This is a genomic window from Paraburkholderia graminis, assembly GCF_003330785.1.
Classification (GTDB): domain Bacteria; phylum Pseudomonadota; class Gammaproteobacteria; order Burkholderiales; family Burkholderiaceae; genus Paraburkholderia; species Paraburkholderia graminis.
Window position 1 is genome coordinate 2043440 of the sequence record NZ_CP024935.1, and the last position, 19314, is coordinate 2062753.

General features: G+C 63.7%; 17 protein-coding genes. 4 read left to right on the forward strand and 13 right to left on the reverse strand.

Going from position 1 to position 19314, the window contains the following annotated elements; translation table 11 throughout:
• Positions 1-75 precede the first annotated feature (75 nt).
• The 5 genes from CUJ91_RS27270 to CUJ91_RS27290 form a co-directional block, all read right to left on the reverse strand.
• A complete protein-coding gene (locus CUJ91_RS27270) occupies positions 76-348 on the reverse strand; it encodes a hypothetical protein (protein WP_006052735.1) in 273 nt (90 codons plus the stop codon).
• Positions 349-415: 67 nt separating this feature from the next.
• Positions 416-847: a DoxX family protein gene (locus CUJ91_RS27275; protein ID WP_006052736.1), complete on the reverse strand. Its 432-nt coding sequence runs from the start codon at positions 845-847 to the stop codon at positions 416-418.
• A gap of 208 nt (positions 848-1055) precedes the next feature.
• On the reverse strand, positions 1056-1517 hold the full coding sequence (locus CUJ91_RS27280) for an RbsD/FucU family protein (protein WP_114157618.1): 462 nt from the start codon (positions 1515-1517) through the stop codon (positions 1056-1058).
• A 109-nt stretch (positions 1518-1626) separates the two neighbouring features.
• Positions 1627-1911 carry a hypothetical protein gene (locus CUJ91_RS27285; RefSeq protein ID WP_114157619.1) on the reverse strand — a complete coding sequence of 95 codons (285 nt, stop codon included), beginning with the start codon at positions 1909-1911 and terminating at the stop codon, positions 1627-1629.
• A 65-nt stretch (positions 1912-1976) separates the two neighbouring features.
• Positions 1977-2345, reverse strand: a complete 369-nt coding sequence (locus CUJ91_RS27290; protein WP_107709410.1) for a nuclear transport factor 2 family protein — start codon at positions 2343-2345, stop codon at positions 1977-1979.
• A 491-nt stretch (positions 2346-2836) separates the two neighbouring features.
• Here CUJ91_RS27290 and CUJ91_RS27295 point away from each other — a divergent pair, with 491 nt between their 5' ends.
• The 4 genes from CUJ91_RS27295 to flhC all read left to right on the forward strand — a co-directional run bounded on the left by CUJ91_RS27295 (position 2837) and on the right by flhC (position 7243).
• Complete coding sequence (locus tag CUJ91_RS27295; protein WP_425273892.1) at positions 2837-3721, forward strand: helix-turn-helix domain-containing protein; 885 nt, start codon at positions 2837-2839, stop codon at positions 3719-3721.
• An 854-nt stretch (positions 3722-4575) separates the two neighbouring features.
• Positions 4576-5799, forward strand: coding sequence for a YeeE/YedE family protein (locus CUJ91_RS27300; RefSeq protein WP_114157621.1), 1224 nt, complete (start codon positions 4576-4578; stop codon positions 5797-5799).
• A 531-nt stretch (positions 5800-6330) separates the two neighbouring features.
• The gene (gene flhD / locus CUJ91_RS27305; protein ID WP_006052742.1) at positions 6331-6651 is read left to right on the forward strand and encodes a flagellar transcriptional regulator FlhD; all 321 of its coding nucleotides are present in this window, start codon (positions 6331-6333) and stop codon (positions 6649-6651) included.
• A gap of 13 nt (positions 6652-6664) precedes the next feature.
• Positions 6665-7243: a flagellar transcriptional regulator FlhC gene (gene flhC / locus CUJ91_RS27310; protein WP_006052743.1), complete on the forward strand. Its 579-nt coding sequence runs from the start codon at positions 6665-6667 to the stop codon at positions 7241-7243.
• A 123-nt stretch (positions 7244-7366) separates the two neighbouring features.
• Here the strand turns inward: flhC and CUJ91_RS27315 are convergent, their stop codons facing one another.
• The 8 genes from CUJ91_RS27315 to CUJ91_RS27350 all read right to left on the reverse strand — a co-directional run bounded on the left by CUJ91_RS27315 (position 7367) and on the right by CUJ91_RS27350 (position 19291).
• Positions 7367-8695, reverse strand: coding sequence for an Nramp family divalent metal transporter (locus CUJ91_RS27315; protein WP_029970124.1), 1329 nt, complete (start codon positions 8693-8695; stop codon positions 7367-7369).
• Positions 8696-8756: 61 nt separating this feature from the next.
• Positions 8757-9959 (reverse strand): acyl-CoA dehydrogenase family protein, encoded by a 1203-nt coding sequence (locus CUJ91_RS27320; protein ID WP_006052745.1) that lies wholly within the window; start codon positions 9957-9959, stop codon positions 8757-8759.
• Between the two features lie 223 nt (positions 9960-10182).
• Positions 10183-10839: a methionine ABC transporter permease gene (locus CUJ91_RS27325; protein WP_029970121.1), complete on the reverse strand. Its 657-nt coding sequence runs from the start codon at positions 10837-10839 to the stop codon at positions 10183-10185.
• Positions 10832-11992: a methionine ABC transporter ATP-binding protein gene (locus tag CUJ91_RS27330; protein WP_114157622.1), complete on the reverse strand. Its 1161-nt coding sequence runs from the start codon at positions 11990-11992 to the stop codon at positions 10832-10834. The genes CUJ91_RS27325 and CUJ91_RS27330 overlap by 8 nt, the downstream gene beginning before the upstream one ends.
• Positions 11993-12010: 18 nt before the next feature.
• On the reverse strand, positions 12011-13408 hold the full coding sequence (locus CUJ91_RS27335; RefSeq protein WP_114157623.1) for an LLM class flavin-dependent oxidoreductase: 1398 nt from the start codon (positions 13406-13408) through the stop codon (positions 12011-12013).
• 43 nt (positions 13409-13451) lie between these two features.
• A complete protein-coding gene (locus tag CUJ91_RS27340) occupies positions 13452-14291 on the reverse strand; it encodes a MetQ/NlpA family ABC transporter substrate-binding protein (protein ID WP_114157624.1) in 840 nt (279 codons plus the stop codon).
• 211 nt (positions 14292-14502) lie between these two features.
• Positions 14503-16092, reverse strand: coding sequence for an efflux transporter outer membrane subunit (locus CUJ91_RS27345; protein WP_114157625.1), 1590 nt, complete (start codon positions 16090-16092; stop codon positions 14503-14505).
• A gap of 13 nt (positions 16093-16105) precedes the next feature.
• Positions 16106-19291, reverse strand: coding sequence for an efflux RND transporter permease subunit (locus CUJ91_RS27350; protein ID WP_006052751.1), 3186 nt, complete (start codon positions 19289-19291; stop codon positions 16106-16108).
• Between the last annotated feature and the right edge of the window lie 23 nt (positions 19292-19314).

Here is a 19314-nt window from a genome sequence, read left to right on the forward strand (position 1 = left end):
CGGTCTATCGGGCGTCTATCGGGCGTCTATCAAGCGCTCAGCCACGAGCGCGCCCTGCACCACTGCGCCGGCGAGCTACAGCGGCGCTTCCTGAATCGTGCCGGTGTTGATCGCGGCTTCGATCAGCCCTTCGTTTTGCGCCTTGCTGATTGCATCGGCGATCAGTTTTTCCGGCTCTTCGATCTCCGCCTTGATCGCGCCCAGGAATCCGGACGCATCGAGAACGACGAGCGTTTTCGCGGAATCGGCAAGGCTGATGATCACGCGATGCGGCGTGGGCCCTTCGCCAAGACTCGCGCACAACTGCAGCACCTTGCCCCCAATGGATTGCTCGAAACTTTGAATCATATGTGCTCCCTTGATTGCGGCCGAATACGGCAGCCGGTCGAACCGGCTAAATCGTGAACGCGGGCGCTCAAAGGCCCAACCCGCTGCGCGGCGCGCGCGCACCGTCGATACTGATACGCCCCGCGCCGGTCACGAACAGCAGCAGAAAACCACCGGCGATGCCGATGTTTTTCCAGAAATGAATCACCATGTCGCGCTGCAAGGCGGCGTCGGTCACATTCCAGAAGTCGTGGCCCAGGACCGCGGTTGCCACCGTGTAGACCGCCATGATGAGCGCGAGCGGACGCACCTTGAAGCCGACGATCAACAGCAGGCCGCCCAATGCCTCCACGGCGGTGGCGATCGGCGCGGCGATCTGCACGAACGGCACGCCCTTCGAATGCAGGTAGCCGACAAAGCCCGCATAGCCCAGCAGTTTCATCACGCCGCCCCACAGGAACAGAACAGCAAGCGCAATACGCGCGATGAGAATAACGCCGGAATCGACGGGACGCGTCATGAGGTGCTCCTGTAGATGAATAAGCAGCAGACCCGGCTAAAGGGCCACAGTTCCCTGCTTTGCCTCTGAGCATAAGTGGATTGCCCGCGCTTTCCAAGGCGGGCAAGCGTTGGATGCGTGGTCTGCGAGCCGGGGATGCCCGGCGGCACGATTGGCTTCAAACGTCTTCACCGACGCTGACGCCGCGAACCGGCGGCGTCGTGCACTATCAACGGAGCGCGTCCGGCGCGAGCAGCACGCCTTTCGTGAAGACGAAGCAGCCGTAGCCACGGTCTTCACCCGTCGCGATCACGCAATACGCTTTGCGCGCGCGCTCGTAAAACGCGAAGCGTTCGATGGATGCAAACGGCACCTCGCGCCCCTCGGCGGCATTGACCTCGATCTGCGCCTCGCGCTGCACGGCCGGAATGGTATGCGGCTCGCCGACGACTTCCATCCGCGACGCCGGTTGCTCGATGAAGGTATCGAGCGGCAGCACGGAAAGCACGGCGCGGACCGCACGCGGCGCGCTCACGCCGTCCAGATGAAGCAGCTTGCCGAGCACCGTGGAATGCGCGACCGAGTTGCCCGGAAAGTTCGCGTCGCAGATCACGAGTTCGTCGCCGTGGCCCATTGAGCGTAGTGCATGCAGGATGTCGGCGTTCAGCAGGGGATCGAGGTTCTTTAGCACTGTGTCTCCATGCAAGTTGCTTGCGGTTATTCGAATGGATTGAATCGATTGCCTTGATCGCAATACGGCAAACGATTGTAGCAAGCAACGTCGCGCGCTTCGGAGAGATTCAGTGCGCCGCGCAAGACGCGCCGGGCGCGCCGGGCGCGCCGGACGCCCCACGCCTCTTGCCGCGGCAACGCCACCGCAACCATCCGATGATCGCGAGCAGCATCAGCCCCGCGCCGCCGAGCACCGGTTCGCGCCAGCCGAGCAACGCGGTGAACATGAACGCGCGCGCGCCGGCGAGCAGCGCGAAGCCGGCGATCGCGCCGGAGAACGCGTCCATCGCGGCAGCGAATCGCGCGAACGTTCTGACGGGCGAACGAGTCGTGACGCCGGCGGGCTCGTGCATGATGCTCTCCATGAAAGATGGGCGATGGTGATTGGCGATGGCGGATTGCGATTGGCGGTGGCCGCTCAGGCGCCCGCTGGCACCTGGTCGAGGAACCCGGTCACGGACTGAAGGCGCCCGTGCGCGTCGACCGTGCCGAAGTCGGAGCCCTTGACGATCGCATCGCCGGCGGGCGTCACGAGTTCCCACGAAAAGCGCAGGCGATTGCCGAAGCCGTCGACGTCGGTCGAGCGGCGGAACGTGTGACCGGCAAAGCGCTCCTGCACGGCCTGGATCATCGCGTCGATGCCGTCGTGGCACGCGCCGGTCATCAGCGGGTCGCGGTAATCGGCGTCGCGTGCCCAGGTCGCGGCGATCAGTTCGCGGCGGCGCGCGCCGTCGGTCTCGTTCCATGCTTCGAAATAACGGTCGATCAGGTTGGTGTGCGCGTTCATCTCCTACTCCTATGGCGTGATAGAGCGCTACGCTCGGCACGCGCGTCGCGTGCGGCGGGCTCGGAGTGAAGATTCGCGGTTTGGGCGACGTCGGTCGATTACGTGGGAGGTAATCGGGGTGCTGCGGTGGGCGGGCAATGTGGCGGCTGGGGTGGCGAGGCGGAGCCATGCGCTGCGAGAGGAGCAGCGAAGTGCGGCCACGCGCGGCGGGCGGCAGCGGGAGCGACGGGACGGGGACGGCCAGCGGTGGGACGGCCAGCGGCGAGGCGTAGCACTGCGCGGCGAGAGCGGAAGCGAGGCGCGGCCACACGCGGCGAGCGGCGACGCGAGCGACGGGGCGGCTAGCGGCGAGGCGCAGCCATGCGCGAGGAGAGGGGCAGCGAGGTGCGGCTACACGCGGCGAGCGTCAAGCCACAAACGACCTGCGACACGCCCCACCCATTACCTCCCAAGTAATGGATTGCCGCGGCGCTTTGGCTATCATCGGTGGCATGAACACACTTTCTCTTGCGCAAAGCGCCGCGTCGGCGCCGCCCACGGCTAGCCGCAGTGTCGGCGATCTGCTGCGTGAATGGCGGCAGCGTCGACGAATGAGTCAATTGCTGCTCGCCGCCGAAGCCGACATCTCGACGCGGCATCTGAGCTTCGTCGAATCCGGCCGCGCGACGCCGAGCCGCGAAATGGTGATGCACCTCGCCGAGCGCCTCGACGTGCCGCTGCGCGCGCGCAACGCGCTGCTGGTCGCCGCGGGATACGCGCCGCTGTTTCGCGAGCGTCCGCTGTCGGACCCGCAACTGAGCGCCGCGCGCGAGGCCGTCGAGCTGGTGCTGAAGGGCCACGAGCCGTATCCGGCGCTTGCCATCGACCGTCACTGGACGATTGTCGCCACCAACAATGCGCTCGCACCGCTGCTCGCGGGCGCGAGTCCCGAATTGCTGAAGCCGCCCGTCAACGCGTTGCGCCTGAGCCTGCATCCGGAAGGCATTGCGTCGTCGATCGTCAACTGGCACGCGTGGCGCGAGCACGTGCTCGCGCGGCTGCAACGGCAAATCGACGTAAGCGCCGACGACACCCTCAGCGCGCTGCGCGACGAGCTGGCTGCTTACCCGAGCCCGCCCGGCGCCGCCGCGCCCGATGCCGCCAATAGCCCGCTCAACCAGATCGCCGTGCCGCTGCGGCTGCGCACGCCGCTTGGCGTGCTGTCGTTCTTCAGCACGACGACGGTGTTCGGCACGCCAGTGGACGTGACGCTTTCTGAACTCGCCATCGAGGCGTTCTTTCCGGCGGATCCGCAAACCGCGGCCGCACTGCGCGACTTCGCGGAGAAGCAGCGCGTGGACGGCGCTGCGGACAGGGAGGCGGCTGCCGGCGCGTGAAAGCGTGGTCGAGTGGTCGAGTGGTCGAGTGGCCGCGTGGCTGCGTGGCTGCGTGGTCGCGTGGGCGCGTGGGCGCGTGGTCGCGTGGTCGCGTGGTCGCGTGGTCGCGTGGTCGCGTGGTCGCGTGGTCGCGTAGTCGCGTGGTCGCGTGGTCGCGTAGTCGCGTAGTCGCGTAGTCGCGTGGTCGCGTGGTCGCGTGGTCGCGTGGTCGCGTAGTCGCGTAGTCGCGTAGTCGCGTAGTCGCGTAGTCGCGTAGTCGCGTAGTCGCTTGTACGCGCGACGCAACGCCGGGCTGCCCGCAAGATCGGCGACGCCCTCTCGCGCGTCGCCTGAAGTAGCGCCGCGAGGTTGCGGTCGGGATCGTGGAGTTGATTGACGTCTGCGGGCTCAGCTCCCGGTCGCGAACAGGCGCAACCGGAACGCATATGACAGCGCTCCGCTTGACCAACCGCACACGGCGCGCGACGCTCAACGGACCGCATACGCCAGCGCAGCGCTTGAGCGACCGCAGACGGCGGCGTGGCGTTCAACGGACCGCATATGCCAGCGCTCCGCTCAACCGCCCGCGCACGGCGGCGTGACGCTCAACGGAACGCAGCCAGCGCCACGCTGAACCGACAGACACACGCCAGAGCACCGCCGAACCAACGCACATACGCTAGCGTCCCTCTCGACCGAGACACATACGCGAGCGCCGCGCTCACCCAACGCACGCCCCACCCCTCTGCGCAAATCTCCCCCACGTGCTATCTTTTTCGATCCACTTTGCATGTGTCGACCCAGCGCGCTGAGCCTCCCGACGACGTTCACGTCGCGAGCCGCCGCCGCGCCAAAGTCCGCCTACCGTACTCATCATGTCCGATCTCTCCACTCCGCTTTCCCGTGCGCCGCGCCGCTACGACCTCAACCCCAAACCGCTTGCCGCGGCTCTGCTGCTGATCGCGCTCGGCGCCGTCTATCTGGCGCAGACGGTCAGCGGCCGCCAGGCCGCGCTCTACATAGTCGGCGCGCTGCTCGGCCTGTCGCTCTATCACGCGGCATTCGGCTTTACGTCGGCGTGGCGCGTATTTATCGCCGATGGCCGCGGCGCCGGCCTTCGCGCGCAGATGCTGATGCTCGCCGTCGGCGTCGTGCTGTTCTTCCCGGCGCTCGCGTCGGGCAGCCTGTTTGGGCATCCGGTTGTCGGTCTGGTCGCGCCCGCGGGCACCTCCGTGGTGGTCGGCGCGTTCATGTTCGGCGTCGGCATGCAGCTTGGCGGCGGTTGCGCGTCCGGCACGCTGTACACGGTCGGCGGCGGCAGCACGCGAATGATCGTGACGCTGGCCGCGTTCGTCACCGGCTCGGTCGTGGCCACCGCGCATATGCCGTTCTGGACCGCGCTCCCGTCGCTCAAGCCGCTCTCGATGGTGACGACGCTCGGCGCAGGCAGCGCCATCGCGCTCAATCTGGCGATTTTCGCGGCCATCGCGGCGCTGACGGTGCTCGTCGAACGACGCCGGCACGGAGCTCTCGTCAACGAGGCGGCACGCCCGCCGCGCGCGTCGCCGTGGCTGCAAGGGCCGTGGCCGCTGTTCGTCGGCGCGCTCGCCCTCGTGCTGCTCAACTTCGCGACGCTCGCGCTGTCGGGCCGCCCGTGGGGCGTCACCTCGGCGTTCGCGCTGTGGGGCGCAAAGCTCTTCGCCGCGCTCGGGATAGACGTCGCGAGCTGGCCGTACTGGGCGACCCGCGCGAACGCGGGCGCGCTCGCAGCGCCTGTTACACACGACGTCACGACCGTGATGGACGTCGGCATCATTCTCGGCGCGATGGCCGCCGCCGCGCTGGCCGGGCGTTACGCGCCGGTCTGGAAAGTGCCGATGCGTTCGCTGATCGCGGCCGTGGTCGGCGGCCTGCTGCTCGGCTACGGCGCGCGCCTCGCCTACGGCTGTAACATCGGCGCGTACTTCAGCGGCATCGTCTCCGGCAGCCTGCACGGCTGGCTGTGGCTCGTCGCGGCGTTTGCCGGCAACGTGCTAGGCACGCGCCTGCGGCCCGCGTTCGGCCTCGAAGTCGAACGGGTACGTCGCACCGGCTGCTGATTCTCACCGGGGAAGTTACAAAGTCGCCCTGGTTTGTAACCGGGGCGGCAGCAGTCCGTTACAACTGTCTTCTGTCCCCAAAGCACGAAAAGCCGACGGTATTTATTACACATTTTTCTTCGGCTTTTCTCTTTCCCTTTCATTCAGACTTATTTACCGGTTGTGCGCACAACGATCGGCTGTTGCGCGGACGATACGCCCTCATCCCCGCCGCACAAGGGTTTTCATGGATCAGACCATTGCCGGCACGGCCGCAAAAGCCGTGTAGCATCGCCTATTACAGGCCGGTGAAATTCTTACCGAAATTTGATGCATCTTTTTGAGATATTTTTTCGAGAAGGGATTGATTTCTTGTTTTGCCCTTCATACAATTCGTCCCAAGCTGTTACGAAATGTAACGCGATGTATCAAAAGGTCGCCATCTGTATCAACCGAGCGACCCGTAGCCGAAGGACAACGTTTTCGGCGAGGCACAAAAGAGATAACGGCAAAAAGCCGACTTAGTAATTCGGGGCTTCGGAAACACAGAAAATGGACCGTAGCAGCGAGACGCTGGACTCAATCCGCGAGATTAACCTGTCGTACATCATGCTTGCGCAACGCATGTTGCGTGAGGACAAACCCGTCGGCATGTTCCGTCTGGGCTTGTCGTCGGAACTGGCCGATCTGCTTGCCGGGCTGTCGCTCGCGCAGATCGTCAAGCTGGCCTCTTCCGATCAGCTTTTGTGCTTCTTCCGCTTCAACGACCACTCGATGTTGTCGGCGTTGACGCAAACGACGAAGCACACCGCAGTTGCACCGACTCACGCGGCGATCCTGCTTGCAGGCCAGCCCGCCGAGCAATTTGCCTAATAGGGTGACTGCGATGCTTAAGCGTAGCCTGACGGAAGACGCACAAGAAGTGTTTCGCGCCATCGCGCTGATCGAACTGGGCGCACGCATGCAGGTGCTCGAGAGCGAGTTGACGCTCTCGCGCGATCGCATGATCCGCCTGTATCGTGAGGTGAAGGGCGTATCGCCGCCCAAGGGCATGCTGCCGTTCTCGGCGGACTGGTATATGACGTGGCTCGCGAACATTCACGCTTCGCTGTTCTACAACACCTACCTGTTCCTCAAGAACGAAGCGCGCTGCTCGCATCTCGACGCGCTGACGAAGGGATATCGGCTGTATCTCGAGCACTGCAAGCACAGCGAAACCGAACCGGTGCTGGACTTGACGCGCGCGTGGACGCTGGTGCGTTTCTTCGACGCCGACATTCTGCAACTGACGAAGTGCTGCCGTTGCACCGGCAAGTTCGTCGCGCACAAGCACGACTTGCAGCACAACGTGGTGTGCGGCGCATGCCAGCCGCCGTCGCGTGCCGGCAAGACGAAGAAGGCCGCAGCGGCTCGCCAGGAAGCAATGGAAGCTGCGCAGGTCGCGCAGGTCGCTCAAGCCGCCTGAGCCAGGCAACTCGCTGGACCCACGATGAGGGCTGGTCCGCCCGATTCGTACCGAAGCATCAAGAAAAAGTCCGCGCAGAATAAATTCTGCGCGGACTTTTTTGTTTGGTGCTGCGCTGTTCTCTTACCCCGCCAGTCCCACCGTCTGCACGACAAGCCAGAGATTCGCCGCAGTGATCACCGCAAACAGCGACCACGCGACGATTCTCGTCAGCAGCGTATTCGCGAACTCGCCCATCAGCGAACGGTCGCCCGTCATGCGGATCAGCGGATAAAGCGCGAACGGCAATTGCAGGCTCAACACGACCTGGCTCGCGACGAGCAGTTTGCCCACCGCGCCGTTGCCCATCATCTGCACGCCGATCAGCGCGGGAATCAACGCAAGCGCGCGTGTGATGAAGCGACGCTGCCAGCAAGGAATCTTCAGCTTCAGAAAGCCTTCCATGATGACCTGTCCCGCGACCGTGCCCGTGAACGTCGAGCTTTGTCCCGATGCCAGCAGCGTGACCGCGAACAACACCGCCGCGAAGCCGGTGCCGACAATCGGCGCGAGCAGCTTGTACGCGTCTTCGATTTCGGTGACCTGATTGTGGCCGGTTGCATGAAACGCAGCGGCCGCGAGAATCAGGATCGCCATGTTGATCATCAACGCGAGCAGCAGCGAAGCGATGGTGTCGATGCGCGACATGCCGATTGCGGAGCCGATGCTCGCGGGATCGCGCTTGACCGCGCGCGTCTGCACGATCGACGAATGCAGATACAGGTTATGCGGCATCACGGTCGCGCCGAGAATGCCGATCGCGAGATACATCGGCTCGCGCGAACTCAGCGCCTGCCACGACGGAATCAGCCCTTGCGCGACCGACGGCCAATGCGGCTTCACGAGCGCCAGTTCGACGATATAGCCGACGCCGATCGTCGCGATCAGGCCGAGCATGATCGCTTCGAGATCGCGGAAATTTTTGCCCTTCAGGCCGAGCACGATCAGCGTATCAAATGCCGTGAGCAGCACGCCCGTGGTCAGCGAGCATTTGAAGAGCAGATGGAATGCAAGCGCGCCGCCGAGCACTTCGGCGAGATCGCACGCGATGATCGACAACTCGGCGAGCAACCATTGGAACCGCGCGACGGCCGGCGAATAACGCGCTCGCGACAGTTCAGCGAGATCGCGCCCGGTGACGATGCCAAGACGCATGCTCAGGCATTGCAGCGCCATCGCCGCGAGACTCGAGAGCATGACGACGAACAGCAGGCTGTAGCCGTAACGCGAGCCGGCCTCGATGTCGGTCGCCCAGTTGCCGGGGTCCATATAGCCGATCGACACCAGCAGGCCGGGGCCCGCGAACTGCAGGATCTTCTTCCAGAAAGGCGCGCCTTGCGAGACGGCGACCGAGCCTTGCACTTCGGATGGACAAAACGGCGCCGTTGCCGTGGTCGGTAGTTTGAACTGCAATCCGGGAATCTCTCGAGGAGGAATAAAACCGCCGCGCAGAATGGCTGCGCCGCGGACCGCCTCAAGTGTACAAAGAAACTTCCGGCAATGTCCCGCTCAGTGCATAACGGCCGACATCGCGCACGCGATAGTCGAGCGGATCGTGCAGCGTATGCACGCGCGCGTTGCGCCAGAAGCGGTCGAGTGCAAGCGGCCCGTGCGTGGCGCGCGCGCCGCATGCATCGAACAGTTTTTCGCTGACGTCGAGCGCCGCGCGATGCGCGACGATTTTCGCTTCCGATGTGGCGAGCGCCACATGCGCGCGCGCTTCGGCGGACAGCGAGGGGCCTTCGCGCCACGCGGCGTCGAGCGCCTGCGCGGCGCGTTCCGCCAGCGCCTCGGCGCTCACCGCCTGGATGCGCATTTCGCCGAAACGCTGGATCAGGTACGGATCGTCGGTGGCTTTCGCCACGCCCGAAGTCAGCCACGGTTTGCCGTATTGCGTGACATACGCTCGGGCTTCGTCGAGTGCGCCTTGTGCAATGCCGACGAACAGATTGGTCATGACCTGCTGCGAGACGAGCGTGCGCAAACTCGCGTACGGCGTATCCGCGCGATGCAGCACTTCGTCCGGCTCGACCCTGACCTGCGCGAATGAAACGCTGCCGCTGTCGGTCTGCCGCTGCCCGATCGGATTCCAGTCTTCATTGACGGTGATGCCCTCGCGCGTGGTCGGCACTACTGCAAATACGGAATTGCCGGTGAGCGGATCTTGTGCGGAGACCGTCATCATCTGCGAGCCGCGCGTGCCTGAGCAAAAGCCCTTCTGGCCGTTCAGAAGATAGCCGCCGTCGATGGTTGCACTTGCAACGAGGCGCGTATCGAGCGGATTCACCGCATTGCCCCACCACCATCGTTCCTTGACTGTGCCGCTCAAATAGCGCGCGCGCTGTTCGGCATTGCCCCACACATTAATGCTCACTTCCTGCAGGAACGTGAAGCCGAGCAGATGAGCAAGCGCGCTGTCGACCTGCGCGATCTTGCGAATCACCTGGTAGATATGCGGCCACGATGCGCCCTCGCCGCCGAATTCGCGCGGCACGGCGAGCGTGAGCAGGCCGGCGTCGGCGATCCACTGTTTTTCCTGTGCGGCATGGCCGCCGGCAAGATCGCGTTGCGCGGCGCTCGCATGCAATGCGTCGAGCAGGCCGGTGAGATCTCGCACCGCCGGCGCGGCGGACGCCTCGCGCGCGTGCAGCGCCGCGGCGTGACCTGAATCGTTCATGCTGTTTCCAGTGATGATGTTTGCGGTGTGACCTGCGGTGCAGGCGGGACCGTGCTGACGCTCACGAGAGGCTCACGGCCGTCATCCAGCAGGTTTCATGATAGGCGGTGATGCTGGCGACCGATAGGAGCGGCGCTATTCGTCATGCGAAAGCGCTGTATCAGCCGGTCGCCTTAAGAGCGTCGCAAGTACCCTGCGTTCGTTCGACGCACAACGCCGCTTGTCACGCGCGTTGCGCGAGCCGCCGCACGAAGCGGTCGCCCACCAGTTGCACCGCCGTCACGATTGCAATCAGCAACGCGATGACCGTGACCATCACCGTGGTATCGAAACGCTGATAGCCGTAGCGGATCGCCAGATCGCCGAGGCCGCCCGCGCCGACCGCGCCCGCCATCGCGGAAGAACCGATCATCGCGACCACCGTGATCGTGAAGCCGCCGACAATGCCGGGCAACGCCTCAGGCAACAGCACATGCCAGATGATATGCCGGCGCTGCGCGCCCATTGCCTGCGCTGCCTCGATTAGTCCACGGTCCACTTCACGCAGACTCACTTCGGCGACGCGCGCGAGGAACGGAATCGCGGCGATGCTAAGCGGCACGACCGCCGCCCACACGCCGATCGTCGTGCCGATGAGTAAGCGCGTGAGCGGCAGCAATGCGACCAGCAGAATGATGAACGGCGTCGAGCGGAACGCATTGACGAGCGCGCCGAGCGTGCTGTTCACCGCACGCTTTTCGAAGATGCCGCCGCGTGTGGTCGTGACGAGTACGAGCGCCAACGGAATGCCGACGAGCGCCGCGATCAACGCGGAGATGCCGACCATCAGCACCGTATCGCGTATCGCACCGACGAGTTCGGAAAGCCAGAGCTCAGACATAGCCCAGCACCTCGACATGATTCGCGTGGCCGCGCGCGCGTTCGAGCAATGCGGCGATCTGCGCATGCACGCTCGCGCGTCCGTTCGCGCGCACTTGCGCCGACACGATCAGGCGCCCTTGCGCATGTCCCTGAATCCGGTCGATGCCGCCATGCACGAAACTCACGCTGCTTCCGTCGACGCTGAGCGCGGACGCGAGGCCGGCGAGATCGGGATCGCGCGCGTCATCGCCGGTGAAGCGCACGTCGAGCAGAACGCGTGCGTCGGCTTGCGCGATATCGGCGAGCGGCTTCACGCGCTCCGCGAGATCGGCGGGCAAATCATGCACCAGCGTGCGCAGCAACGCTCGCGTGGCATCGTGCTGCGGCTCGCCGAATACGCGCCACACCGGGCCCGTTTCGACCACACGGCCACGCTCGATCACGGCAACCGTATCGCACACTTCACGAATCACCTGCATTTCGTGCGTGATTAGAACAACAGTCAGCTTCAGGCGCCGATTAATGTCGCGCAGCAGTGCGAGAATCGCCTGCGTCGTTTCGGGATCGAGTGCGGACGTGGCCTCGTCGCAGAGAAGAATGTCGGGGTCCGTAACGAGCGCGCGTGCAATGCCGACGCGCTGCTTCTGCCCGCCTGACAAACTGGCCGGATACGCATCGCGCTTCGCCGCCAGACCGACGAGTTCCAGCAATGCATCGACCTTGGCGTCAATTGCCGCCTTCGGCACGCCCGCAATTTTGAGCGGCAACGCGATGTTCTCGCGCACCGTCTTTGCGGACAGCAGATTGAAGTGCTGAAACACCATGCCGATGCGTCGGCGCAGCGTCACGAGTCCGCGTTCGTCGAGTTCGCCGACACTTACGCCATTCACTCGCACCGCGCCCGAGCTCGGCTTTTCGAGTCCGTTGACGAGCCGCAGCAACGTCGATTTGCCCGCGCCGCTGCGCCCGATAATGCCGAACACTTCGCCGCGCGCAACGTTCAACGTGACGTCCGCGAGAGCCGCGGTCGACGCGCCGCGCGTGCCCGCAAACACTTTGCCTACGTTGTCGAATACGACAGCGGCCTGCGTCGGCGCCGCGTTCGAAACCGGTTCGGCTGCGCGCGACTGCGCGTCCTGAATGAACTGCGGCACATCGAAAAGATTAGCCATGCTTTGCTCCTGTCAGACTTACGCGGTTTGCTCGACGTTTGCACGCGCGCGCCGATGCTGCGCGCCGGCATGCACATCGGGCAAACGCGCGCGGCCGCCGCCGAACAGCTTCTCGCGCAAAGTCGGCGCGGGATCGTAGTCTTCCTTGTAGACGCCGCGGTTTTGCAGTTCGGGCACGACGAGATCCACGAAGTCCTCGAACGATTCCGGCATCACCGTGCGCGTCAGATTAAAGCCATCCACGCCCGCTTCTTCGATCCACGACACGAGTTCGTCGGCAATCTGCTGCGGCGAGCCGACCACCGGTTTCGCGCGACCGCCGAGCGTCATCTGTTCGAGCACTTTGCGTTTGGTCCACACGCCGCTCACGCTCTTTTTGGAAATGGCTTCGACTGCGGATTGCATCGACTCCGTCTTCACATACGAGATCGGCTCGTCCAACTCGTATTGCGAAAAGTCGATACCTGTCGAGCTGGAAAAGTGCGCGATGCCTCCTTCAGCGCTTGCATAACGCCGGTACTCTTCGAACTTCTCCTGCGCCGCGCGCTCCGTTTCGCCGACCACTACCGTAATGCCCGCGAAGATCTTGATGTCGTCGGGCGCGCGCCCCAAGCTCACCGCTCGCGCGCGAATGTCGTCGACAATGGAACGCGTCAACTGCTTGTTCTGTCCGCCGACAAACACGCACTCCGCATGACGCGCCGCGAAATCCACGCCGCGGCTCGAAGAACCCGCCTGATACAAAACCGGCGTGCGTTGCGGAGAAGGCTCACTCAAATGAATCGCGTCGATCGAATAGTACGGACCGTCATGCTTCACGCGATGCACCTTGCCCGGCTGCGAAAAAATGCGTGCGGCGCGGTCGCGCACCACGGCGTCGTCTTCCCAGCTTTGCTCCCAGAGCTTGTAGACCACGTCCATGTAATCGTCGGCGCGGTCGTAGCGGTCGTCGTGACTGATCTGCTGCGCGAGTCCCATGCCGCGCGCGGCGCTGTCCAGATAGCCGGTCACGATATTCCAGCCCACGCGGCCTTTGGTCAGATGGTCGAGCGTCGACATGCGGCGCGCGAACAGATACGGCGGCTCATACGTGAGATTCGACGTGACGCCAAAGCCGATATGCCGCGTCACATGCGCCATCGCGGGCACGATGAGCGCCGGGTCGTTGATCGGAATCTGCACCGCCTCGCGCAACGGCGTATCGGGACCGTTTTGATAAACGTCGTACACGCCGACGATATCCGCGAGAAAGATGCCGTCGAACTTGCCGCGTTCGAGCGTCTGCGCGAGACTCGTCCAGTAGTCGAGATCCGTGTAGTGCGCAGAGCGATCCCGCGGATGCGTCCACAAGCCATGATTGATGTGGCCGACCGCATTCATATTGAACGCGTTCGGCAGGATCTTTTTGTTCGGCATCGCGTAGTCGCTCCTGTTGTTCTATCCGGCGCGCGAGCGCCCCTTACCACGCGACTGCGTACAGATTGCCGAACGCTTTATCGAGCGCGGCGCGCACGGCCGGCGAATGCTGATAGATCGAAATGAACTTGCGAATACGCGGATCGTTCGCGCTTTCCGGACGCACGACCCATTGAATCGCGTAGTTCTTGTTCTCCAGGCCGTCGAATAGCAGCGCGCTATTCGGGTCCGTCGTTCCCGCGAGCTTGATGAAGCTCGGGTAGCCTTGCGCGAGGTCGACGTCGTCGAGCGAACGGGCGAGTTGCGAGGCTTCGAGCTGAACGATCTTCAGATGCTTCGGGTTGTCGATAATGTCGAGCGTCGTCGCGCGATAGTCGATGCCCGGCGTCAGCTTGATCAGCCCCGCGCGTTGCAGCAGCAACAGGCCGCGCCCGCCGTTCACTGGATCGTTTGCGATGGCCACGGTCGCGCCGTCTTTCAGTTCGTCGAAGCGTTTGATCTTTTTCGAGTACAGACCGATCTTCATGATCGTGCCCGGCGCAATCGCGACAAAGTTATAGCCGCCCTGCTTCTTTGCATTCTCGAGAAACGGAATGTGCTGGAAGTAATTGACGTCGATGTCCTTGTTCGCGAGCGCGGCGTTCGGCGTATTCCAGTCGGTGAATTCGAGCACCTTTACATCGAGTCCCTGCTCTTTCGCCTCGCGCACCGCGATTTTGAGTGCTTCGATTTGCGGGCTCGTCGCGGTGCCGATCTTCAGCGTCGGCGCATCCGCCGCGAACGCGGGCGCCGCGGGCAAAGCAAGTGCAAAGCCAAATGCGCTCAGAAGCGCGAGCGTCGGCGCACGGAAAAAGCGCCGCGCGTTGGAAAGAAAAGTGCGCATGGTGGACTCTTGATGAAGATGTGATGTATTCGCGGCGAGTCAGATCGACGGCCTGCGCCAAGGTGCGAATCATCATAGAGGCCACGATGCCTGCGGGTCTACGAACGGATTTTCGAAAGGAAAGCGCGAAAAAAGATTTGCGAAAAAAAACCGGAGCGCGCTTGCGGCGCGGTCCGGTTCTACAACAGCAGTCAATAATAGACCGAAGCGTTTAGCGCTTTGCCACCTGTTGGTCGGAATGTGCAGCGGGCGTTGCAGCCGAACCCACGGCCGTATCCGACGCCGGCACATCGCCCCAACCGCCGCCGAGCGCGCGAATCAGGTTGACGGTCGCGACCGCTTGCGTGCCCTGCAAATGGCTCGCCTGCAGTTGCGTGCTCAACACCTGCCGCTCGCCGTCGATCACGTCCAGATAGCTGACCGCGCCCTCGGTGTACTGCGTACGCGACAGACGCGCCGCGCGTTGCGACGCCTGCACGGCATTGTTTTGCTCGCGCATCTGATCGTCGAGCAGACGCAGATCGGCCAGGTTGTCCTCGACTTCGCGGAACGCGACCAGTACTTGCTGACGATACTGCGCGACGTCCTCGTCGTATTTCGCACGAGCCTGCGCGAGATTCGCCTTACGCCGGCCGCCGTCGAACAGCGGCAGCGTCAATGCAGTGCCGGCAAACGGTCCGAGAATGAACGCGCGGCTCGACCACATGAAGAGATCGCCGAGCGTGGCCGACTCATAGCCGAATGCGCCGGTAATGTCGAGCTTCGGGAAGAACGCCGACTTCGCCAGACCGACGCGCGCATTTGCCGCCGCCATCGCGCGCTCGGCCGCCGACACATCGGGCCTGCGTTCGAGCAGCGCCGAAGGCAACCCCGGCGGCACGCGCACTCCGACCGGCACGAGCGGCGCTTCGGCGAACGAGAAGTCTGCCGGCGGCTTGCCGAGCAGAATCGCGAGACTATGCTCGGACGCCGCGCGCTGACGTGCGACGCCTACTGCGTCGGCGCGTGCGCTCGCGAGTTCATTGCGGGCACGCGACACATCCAGTTCGCTAATGTCGCCTTCCTTGAAGCGGCGCTCGACGAGCTTCAGCGTATCTTCACGCAACGCGACCGTGCGGCGGTACAGGTCCTGGTCGGTATCTAGCTCGCGCAACTGGAAATAGTTTTGCGCGACGTCGGCCTGCAGCGACAACTGCACCGAACGGAACAGCGCTTCGCTTTGCTGCTCGTCCGCACGCGAGGCGTTCACGTTCGAACCGACACGCCCGAACAGATCCGCCTCATATGACGCGCCGACCTGCGCGCGCCAAATGGTGCCGGTCGTGCCGCCCACGCTATCCGGCTGGAATTGCGAGGCCGCCGACGCCCGTTCGCGCGTCGGGCCGAAGCCCGCGTCGAACTTCGGAAACCAGTCCGACTTCGCCGCACGCGTGACCGCACGCGCCTGCTGCACACGCGCCGCCGCCGCTTTCAGGTCCTGATTCGCGGCAGCCGCCTGCTCTTCGAGCGCGTCGAGTTGCGGGTCGCCGAAAATCTTCCACCATTCGCCGCGATGCGCGTCGTCCGCAGGTTGCGCGGTTTTCCACGTACCGGTGTCCTGAGCCGACGCACCCGATGCACCCGACGCAGCCGATGCAGCCGACGTTCCCGAAGCCGCTACCGGCGCTTCCTTGAACGCGGTCGGCGTGTCCACTTCGGGACGCTTGTACGTGGGCTCAACCGAGCAGGCGGCGAGCAGCGCGAGCAGCAAACCGCTCGCTGCCGCACGGCCCCATCCACTCAAAATCTCAAAGCGTTTCATTGTTGTTCTCTCCTCAGGCGTCCGTGACCGGCGCGCCGATGCGCGGCGAGTCCTTCTGCGCGACATGAATCGTCCCGCCGGCCAACGTACGCAGCACCACATAGAACACCGGCGTCAGCATCAGCCCGAACAGCGTCACGCCGAGCATGCCGAAGAACACCGCAATCCCCATTGCATGACGCATTTCCGAACCGGCTCCGGTCGACAGCACCAGCGGCACGACACCCATGATGAACGCGATCGACGTCATCAGAATCGGCCGCAGACGCAAGCGGCTCGCTTCAATTGCCGCCGACAGCGGCGTGTGTCCGTCGTGTTCCAGTTCGCGGGCGAACTCCACGATCAGAATCGCGTTCTTCGCCGACAAGCCCACCAGCACCATCAAGCCGATCTGCGTGAAGATGTTGTTGTCGCCGCCCGTGAGCCATACGCCGGTCAACGCGGACAACACGCTCATCGGCACGATCAGGATCACCGCGAGCGGCAGCGTCAGGCTCTCGTACAGCGCGGCCAGCACGAGGAACACGAGCAGCACGCTGATCGGGAACACCCACAAGCCCGCATTGCCGGCAAGAATCTGCTGATACGTCAGATCGGTCCATTCGAGCTTCACGCCATGCGGCAGAACTTCCGCCGCCACGCGCTCAGCCGCGGCCTGCGCCTGGCCCGACGAGAAGCCCGGCGCCGGTCCACCGTTGATGTCCGCAGCCGTATAGCCGTTGTAACGCACCACCATTTCCGGACCGTACGTCGGCGTGACCGTGACGAGCGACGACAACGGCACCATGTCGCCCGCGCTGTTGCGCGTCTTCAGTTGCAGGATGTCGTCGGCGCGTTGACGGAACGGCGCGTCCGCCTGCACCCGCACCTGATAGACGCGGCCAAAGCGGTTGAAGTCGTTCACATACAGCGAGCCCAGATAGATCTGCATCGTGTTGAACACGTCAGTGACCGGCACGCCGAGCTGCTTCGCCTTCACACGATCCAGATCCACGTTCAGTTGCGGCACGTTGATCTGATAGCTCGAGAAGGTCGGGCCAAGCTCAGGCGTTTGCGCCGCCTTCTTCACGAATGCCTCCGCTGCCTTGTTCAACTCCGCGTAGCCGAGCGCGCCGTGATCCTCCAGTTGCATCTTGAAACCGCCAAGCGTGCCGAGACCGAGCACAGGTGGCGGCGGAAACACGGCAACGAACGAATCCTTGATCGCGCCGTATTGCTGATTCAACGAGCCCGCAATCGCGCCTGCCGAGAGCTTCTTGTCGCCGCGGTCCTTGAACGGCTTGAGCGTGACGAACACGATGCCCGCGCTCGAACTGTTCGTGAAGCCGTTCACCGACAAACCGGGGAACGCCACCGCGCTTTCCACGCCCTTCTGCTTCAGCGCGATCGCGCTCATGTCACGGATCACTTTTTCCGTGCGATCGAGCGACGCGCCGTTCGGCAGTTGCGCGAACGCGATCAGGTACTCCTTGTCCTGCGCGGGCACGAAACCGCCCGGCACGATACGCGCGATCAGCACCGTTGCACCGACCAGGATCGCGTACACCGCGAGCATCGCGCCCTTGCGGCGCAGCACTCCCGTCACGCCACGGCCATAACCTTCGGAGCCGCGATGGAACACCTTGTTGAAGCCCTTGAAGAAGCGGCCCAGCAGGCGGTTCATGATGCGCGTGAGGAAGTCTTCCTTCGCGCCATGACTGCGCAGCAGCATCGCGGACAACGCCGGCGACAGCGTCAGCGAATTGAACGCCGAGATCACCGTGGAGATCGCGATGGTCATCGCGAACTGCTTGTAGAACTGGCCCGTGAGACCCGTCATGAACGCGAGCGGCACGAACACGGCGACGAGCGTCAGCGCAATGGCGATAATCGGCCCGCTCACTTCCTGCATCGCCTTGTACGTCGCATCGCGCGCACTGAGTCCGTTTTCAATGTTCCGCTCGACGTTCTCCACCACGACGATCGCATCGTCCACCACAATGCCGATTGCCAGCACCATGCCGAACAGCGACAGCGCATTGATCGAGAAGCCGAATGCAAGCAGCAGTGAGAACGTGCCGACAATCGACACCGGCACGGCGATCAACGGAATGATCGACGCACGCCACGTCTGCAGGAACACGATCACGACGATCACCACCAGCGCGATGGCTTCGAGCAGCGTATGCACGACCGCCTCAATACTCGAACGCACGAACTGCGTCGGGTCATAGACGATCTTGTATTCGACGCCCGCGGGCATGTCCTGCGCGAGATCCTTCATCGCGGCGCGCACTTCATCGGAAATCGCGAGCGAGTTCGCACCCGGCGCCTGATTGATTGCGAGCGCAACGGCCGGCTTGTTGTCGAGCAGCGAACGCAGGCCGTATTCCGACGCCGCGAGTTCGACGCGCGCAATGTCGCGCAGATAGGTCACGCCGCCATCGGGCGTGGTCTTCACGATGATGTTGCCGAATTCGTCCTCGGTCTTCAGACGGCCGCGCGCATTCACCGACAACTGCAATTGCGTGCCCGGCACCGAAGGCGACGCGCCGATCACACCGGCCGCCACCTGAATGTTCTGCTCGCGAATCGCATTAGCCACTTCGGTCGCGGTCAAACCGCGCTGCGCGACCTTCTGCGGATCGAGCCACACGCGCATTGCGTAGTCGCCCGAACCCCACAACTGGACCTGGCCCACGCCCTGAATCCGCGCGAGACGATCCTTCACGTTCAGAACCGCGTAATTGCGCAGATACGTCATGTCGTAGCGGTCGTTCGGCGAGATCAGGTGCACGACCATGGTGAGCGTAGGCGAGCTCTTGATGGTCGTCACGCCGAGCCGCTGCACGTCTTCCGGCAAACGCGGCAGCGCCTGGTTCACGCGGTTCTGCACGAGCTGGGTCGCGAGGTCCGGGTTCGTGCCGAGCTTGAAGGTGACCGTCAGCGTGAGATTGCCGTCGCTGTTCGCTTGCGACTGCATGTACAGCATGTTCTCGACGCCATTGATCTGCTCTTCGAGCGGCGAAGCGACGGCTTCCGCGATCACTTTCGGATTGGCGCCCGGATACTGCGCGTGGACCACGACCGACGGCGGCACCACTTCCGGGTACTCGGAAATCGGCAGCTTGAAGAGCGAAATCACGCCCGCCAGCAGAACCAATACCGATAGCACGCCCGCGAAAATCGGCCTATCGATGAAGAATTTGGATATGTTCATTGGAAGCTCTTGATGTTTGGAGC